The sequence below is a fragment of the Dehalococcoides sp. genome, assembly GCF_041654235.1.
Classification (GTDB): domain Bacteria; phylum Chloroflexota; class Dehalococcoidia; order Dehalococcoidales; family Dehalococcoidaceae; genus Dehalococcoides; species Dehalococcoides mccartyi_B.
On record NZ_JBAZDW010000080.1, the window covers coordinates 1 to 4969 of the forward strand.

Here is a 4969-nt window from a genome sequence, read left to right on the forward strand (position 1 = left end):
ATTTTTTGTTTTTTTATTTATCATTTGTATCAGGAGTTGTTCTTGCGGGATATTTCGGTATCGTAATTGTGCAGGATATTTAAATCATAGTTTGGTTTGACCTTGGGTGTGGAGAGCTCATTTATGGATTTATCCCGTACTTTCCGGAGTAAACCCTTCAGTTGTTCTATTTCTTCTTCAGAAAAATCCTCAAATATTTTTTGGACTTTGTTCAGTAAAAACGCATTGTTTCTGGCGTTCTCCCCTGCTTCTGTTATTACTACCCGAATCATATTCCGTCTTTCCAGGTCTTTTCTCAGTTCTAGCAGCCCTTTGGCTTCCATACTCTTTAGAGTTACCGAGACGGTATGGGGTTCGCGCAGAAATATTTTGGAAATTTTGGCGGGAGTTACTACGGTGTCCCTTTCAACATGCAAAATATTTAATATGCCTGCTTGTTCAGGCGTAATTCCAGTTTCCAGCAGTTCTTTGCGGCGCACATTATAAGCCCCTGCCCTTGCCTGCATCAGCATAGACCAAATCTCAAAAGTGTTGTTGCTTGGCATAATCCTGTTTCCCCAATCTGTATTTTGGTAAATATCAGCCTGTATCAGTATTAAACAATAAACCAGACGTTAAATACAAATAACTATCAATCTCTAAACAATACAGGTTTAACATTATTATATATCCTAAAGTATACCCCAGAGCTTATTAAAAATACGCATTTCGGCGTATTGACGGTTTTGTTCGGAGGGGTTAATATTCCATAACGAACATTATGATACGAACATTATGATACGAACAATACTCATAGATGGAGGCGTAAACTGATAGCGGGCATTCAGTAAGGGTTTTAGCGTACCCAAGGTGCAGTGAATATGCCCGGCACTCACTCAGTATTTGCCGTTTGATTGTTAAGGTTATGAATCTGACGGCAGATTAAGCAGCCTAAATGGGATTTTGAGCTCACTGGAGAAACCAACCTTGGTTCTAATTGCCCGGTGAGCTTTAAAAATAAAAACCGGCGGCCTGTATCAGAGACCGCCAGAAAGGAAGGTATTTAAGCTAGCTGGATTAGAGATAACTTTTAGTGCCCTTCCGTATTTATATTTTCCTTGAACTGGTTATTAGTGTCAAATACATGATTAGGAGATATCAAGTGAAAACTTTTCATTCAACACTTTCCCGAAGAGATTTTATGAAGGCTTTGGGTTTGGCTGGTGCCGGAGTCGGAGCAGTGTCGGCTGCCGCCCCGGTTTTTCATGATGTGGATGAGCTGACTGCTTCTTCCGGCGGTGTACAGAAGCTGCCGTGGTGGGTTAAAGAGAGGGAGTTCAAAGATCCTTCAGTACCCATTGACTGGCAGAATCTGCCCAAGATGGAGGGTACTTTCCCCTACCAGGCCAGACCAACCCTGTCGGCTCAGGAAAGATATGCCATGGGTATTCCCGGCGGCAGTTCTGGTACCTGGGCTAGCCCTGAGCAGGCGCAAGTACTTTTTGATTACATGAAAAAGGAATTTCCGGGATGGGAACCCGGCTATGCCGGTCTGGGAGACAACCGGACAACCGCTCTCTTCATGGCCACCAAATTTATGCGTATGGGCATGTGGCCCGGCGAAATAAACATGGGCGGCAACAGGGTTAATGTTATGCAGGCCATACTAAAGGCCGGAGGCACGGCCACTTTCCCCTCCTTCATGGGTCTTCGCTCAAGCGAAACGCTCCGCCCGCAGGATTTCGGTGTACCGCGTTGGGAAGGCACACCCGAAGAAAACCTGCTTACCCTGCGTCAGGTAGTCCGTTTCCTTGGCGGCTGTGATGTAGGCGCTCAGGAAATGGATTCAGACGTTTTTAAGCTTTTCCACGAGCAAAGCGGCGGGAAACAGCTGGTAATAGAAAACGTAGACGAAGCGGCTGAAACACCCACCAAACTGGTCATTCCTGCCAAAGCCAAATATATCCTCCAGTGGACTGCCCGCCAGCCTTACGAATCCACCAGACGCCAGGCCGGCGAATATGAGGATGCCGCTGTATACTACTCCTATCAAAGGTTCCCCTTTGTCGGGGCTGTTATCCAGGAGTTTATCCACGCTCTGGGATATACTGCGGTTTCAACCCACATGATGGGTTATCACACCAATGCTATCGCTACCTTAACCGGTATGGGTGAACACTGCCGTATGTCATCACCGACCTTAGTCCCCAAATACGGCACTACCAACCGGGCTATGTGGGTAATGATGACTGATATGCCTCTTATGTCCACTAAGCCTATAGATTTTGGGGTGTATGACTTCTGCAAGACCTGCGGTATCTGTGCGGACTCCTGCCCGTTCGGCTTGATTGAAAAAGGCGACCCGTCATGGGAAGCTACCCAACCCGGTACCCGCCCCGGTTTCAACGGATGGCGTACTAATACCACCACCTGCCCGCATTGTCCGGTCTGTCAGGGCAGTTGCCCCTTTAATACCAATGGCGACGGTTCTTTTATACATGATTTGGTACGTAATACAGTTTCCGTCACTCCTGTTTTCAACAGTTTCTTTGCCAATATGGAAAAGACCATGGGATACGGACGCAAGGACCCGCGCGACTGGTGGAATATAGATGATTATACCTACGGTATAAATACATCTTACTAAAGGCTTAATGAATAAAGGAGTAATGTAATGTTTTGGATTGGATTGCTTGCAGGTGCAGCTATAGCTCTTCTGGCCAATTGGCTTGTGCAAAAGGGAGTATTCACGAAGTGGTATGAATGGGTGCTGGGTGGCTTGGGCGTATTAGCCTTGTTTGCTACCGGCCAGCATTATTTCAGTTCTCTGCGTGAAAATGAACCCCAGTCAGCCTGGATGGGGGCACTTATATTCGGTCTTATTGCCCTTATACTGCTGGGAGTAGCCTGGCAGTTGTCCGTCAGGAAAACCAAGAAAGCCTAATTCAGGGTTTTTGCTAACGAGCTTAAGGCGAGGGAAATATTTCCCTCGCCTTTTTTATTTATACGGGGTTTTATTTTGGTGAGGAATGCATTTTTCGGCTACTTTTACTTGCCGGATTCACTCGGCACTTTATTTCAAACTGCTTTCGTAAACAGGAGAAATTCACCTGTAAATCCGGCAGTTTGATATACCTGGGCTGATGAGTTAATATTAGTTAAGAGCATATGCTCAAAACAATCTAGGGAATATAACTTTATCAAATAGGTGGAGGAATAACTAATGAAAATTGCAGTAGTAACCGATGACGGGAAAACAATCTGTCAGCATTTCGGACGGGCTCAATATTATCTGGTTGCAAGTGCCGAAGATGGCAGCGTAACTGGTAAAGAACAAAGGCCCAAAGCCGGTCACCATGTTGCAGGGATGAATCATGAGCACACCCATGCCGCCGGAGCTTGCCATGGATTTAATGCCCATGCCCAAGCCACCCATGCCGGCATGGTTTCAAATATTACGGATTGTCAGCTTGTGATAGCTGGCGGAATGGGTCAGGGAGCTCAGGAAAGCCTGAAGCAAGCCGGAATTGCAGTGCATATGACTGATGTAGCTGATATAGAAACTGCCCTGAAACTCTATCTTGAAGGCAAGCTGCCTAATTTAACAGAGCGTTTACACTAAAGGATATTGTCTATTTCCTAGTTTGAGTGGGGAAATTACTGCCGGCAAAGAGGTATTTATGTCTGTCACCCCCGCCTTTTTTAGCCCGGTATACGCATTTTTGGGAAGAAAAGTTAGGCTTTTCTTCCCAGTATCTCATCTACCTTTGTTTCCAGCGTTTTACGGTTGAAGGGCTTGCTGATATAAGGGGTTTGGTGAGCGCTTAGGTATTCTCTGGTTGCTTCGTCAGAGGTATCCCCGGTGATAAATATTACCGACAAAGCCATGTCAGGTCTTTTGGTCAGGATATTACGGTATAGTTCAATGCCGCTCATGCCGGGCATGCGAATGTCCAATAGGATTACATCATAAGCGGTGGCCATGAGCTTTTCCAGTGCCTTGCGGGGGTCGTCGCACTCTTCAACAATGTGTCCATTTTGGGTGAGAATAGTTTTGATAAGCAGCCTTATGCTGGGTTCATCATCTACCACCAGAACTTTTGCTTTGACTACAGACCTTGGAGGTTCGGCCTCAGGCGTTATTTCCGCTATTTTGTCGGTATCGGAGGCTATAGGCAATTCAATGATGAAAGTAGTTCCTTTGCCTTCCTCACTCTCTGCCCTTATGGTGCCGTTATGCTCCTGAATGATACCCAGTGAAAGGCTTAGACCCAATCCTGTGCCTTCGCCCGGTTCTTTGGTGGTGAAGAATGGCTGGAACAGTTTTTTCCGTATGCCTTCGGGCATACCCGGTCCGTCATCTTTGACCGATATACGCACATATCCATCAAGTTTTTCAGTTTTGATGGTCAGTATTCCTTTGTCATGAGCCTTCTTCATAGCGTATTCGGCATTGACGATAAGATTTAGAAAGACCTGCTGCAGTTGGCCGGGGTCTGCCACAACCCAGGGCAGAGTAGCGTCATAATCCTTGACTATCTTGATATTTGCTGTAGCCAGTACGTAATTACGCAGTTCCAGAGTGTGGTTTATAAGTTCGGTGATATTTACCCGGCTCATCTGGGGTGTAGTCTGCCGGGCAAAGGTGAGCATCCTCTTTATAATTTCTTTGGCTCTCTGGCTGCCGTCATTTATGATTTTCAGGTTTGCTTTGATATCATCAGGTAAATCTTCTCTTTCCAGCAGCAGTTCGGAAAAACCTATTACTCCGGTAAGCGGATTATTTATCTCATGGGCAATGCCGGCAGCCATTTCGCCCACTGCGGCCAGACGGCTGGACATTTCCGCCTTGTTGCGGAGTTGTTGTTGCTGCAATTCTTCTTCTTTTCGTTTGGATATGTCCTTGATGATATGAACAGAGCCTGTTAATTCGCCCTTTTTATTAAATATAGGCGAAGAAGATGCTTCCACCCATAGCTTCAGTCTTTTG

General features: G+C 46.0%; 5 protein-coding genes. 3 read left to right on the forward strand and 2 right to left on the reverse strand.

Translation table 11 applies throughout. The annotated features are described in order from the left end of the window. Nucleotides 1–29 precede the first annotated feature (29 nt). Entirely contained in the window at nucleotides 30–545 is a 516-nt protein-coding gene (locus WC259_RS07585) for a MarR family winged helix-turn-helix transcriptional regulator (RefSeq protein WP_015408005.1), read from the reverse strand. A gap of 596 nt (nucleotides 546–1141) precedes the next feature. Here WC259_RS07585 and WC259_RS07590 point away from each other — a divergent pair. From WC259_RS07590 to WC259_RS07600, 3 genes are all read left to right on the forward strand, one after another. After that, nucleotides 1142–2626, forward strand: coding sequence for a reductive dehalogenase (locus WC259_RS07590; protein ID WP_061977549.1), 1485 nt, complete (start codon nucleotides 1142–1144; stop codon nucleotides 2624–2626). Nucleotides 2627–2653: 27 nt separating this feature from the next. Beyond that, a complete protein-coding gene (locus WC259_RS07595; RefSeq protein ID WP_011309955.1) occupies nucleotides 2654–2923 on the forward strand; it encodes a hypothetical protein in 270 nt (89 codons plus the stop codon). A gap of 279 nt (nucleotides 2924–3202) precedes the next feature. Next, a complete protein-coding gene (locus WC259_RS07600) occupies nucleotides 3203–3601 on the forward strand; it encodes a NifB/NifX family molybdenum-iron cluster-binding protein (RefSeq protein WP_011309954.1) in 399 nt (132 codons plus the stop codon). A gap of 113 nt (nucleotides 3602–3714) precedes the next feature. Here the strand turns inward: WC259_RS07600 and WC259_RS07605 are convergent. Continuing rightward, nucleotides 3715–4969, reverse strand: a 1255-nt coding sequence (locus WC259_RS07605; protein WP_372644030.1) for a response regulator, incomplete at its 5' end; no start/stop codon positions are given.

Coding starts and splice junctions, on each gene's coding strand:
- WC259_RS07585 (WP_015408005.1), bottom strand. CDS start 545: ATGCCAAGCAACAACACTTTTGAGATTTGGTCTATGCTGATGCAGGCA.
- WC259_RS07595 (WP_011309955.1), top strand. CDS start 2,654: ATGTTTTGGATTGGATTGCTTGCAGGTGCAGCTATAGCTCTTCTGGCC.
- WC259_RS07600 (WP_011309954.1), top strand. CDS start 3,203: ATGAAAATTGCAGTAGTAACCGATGACGGGAAAACAATCTGTCAGCAT.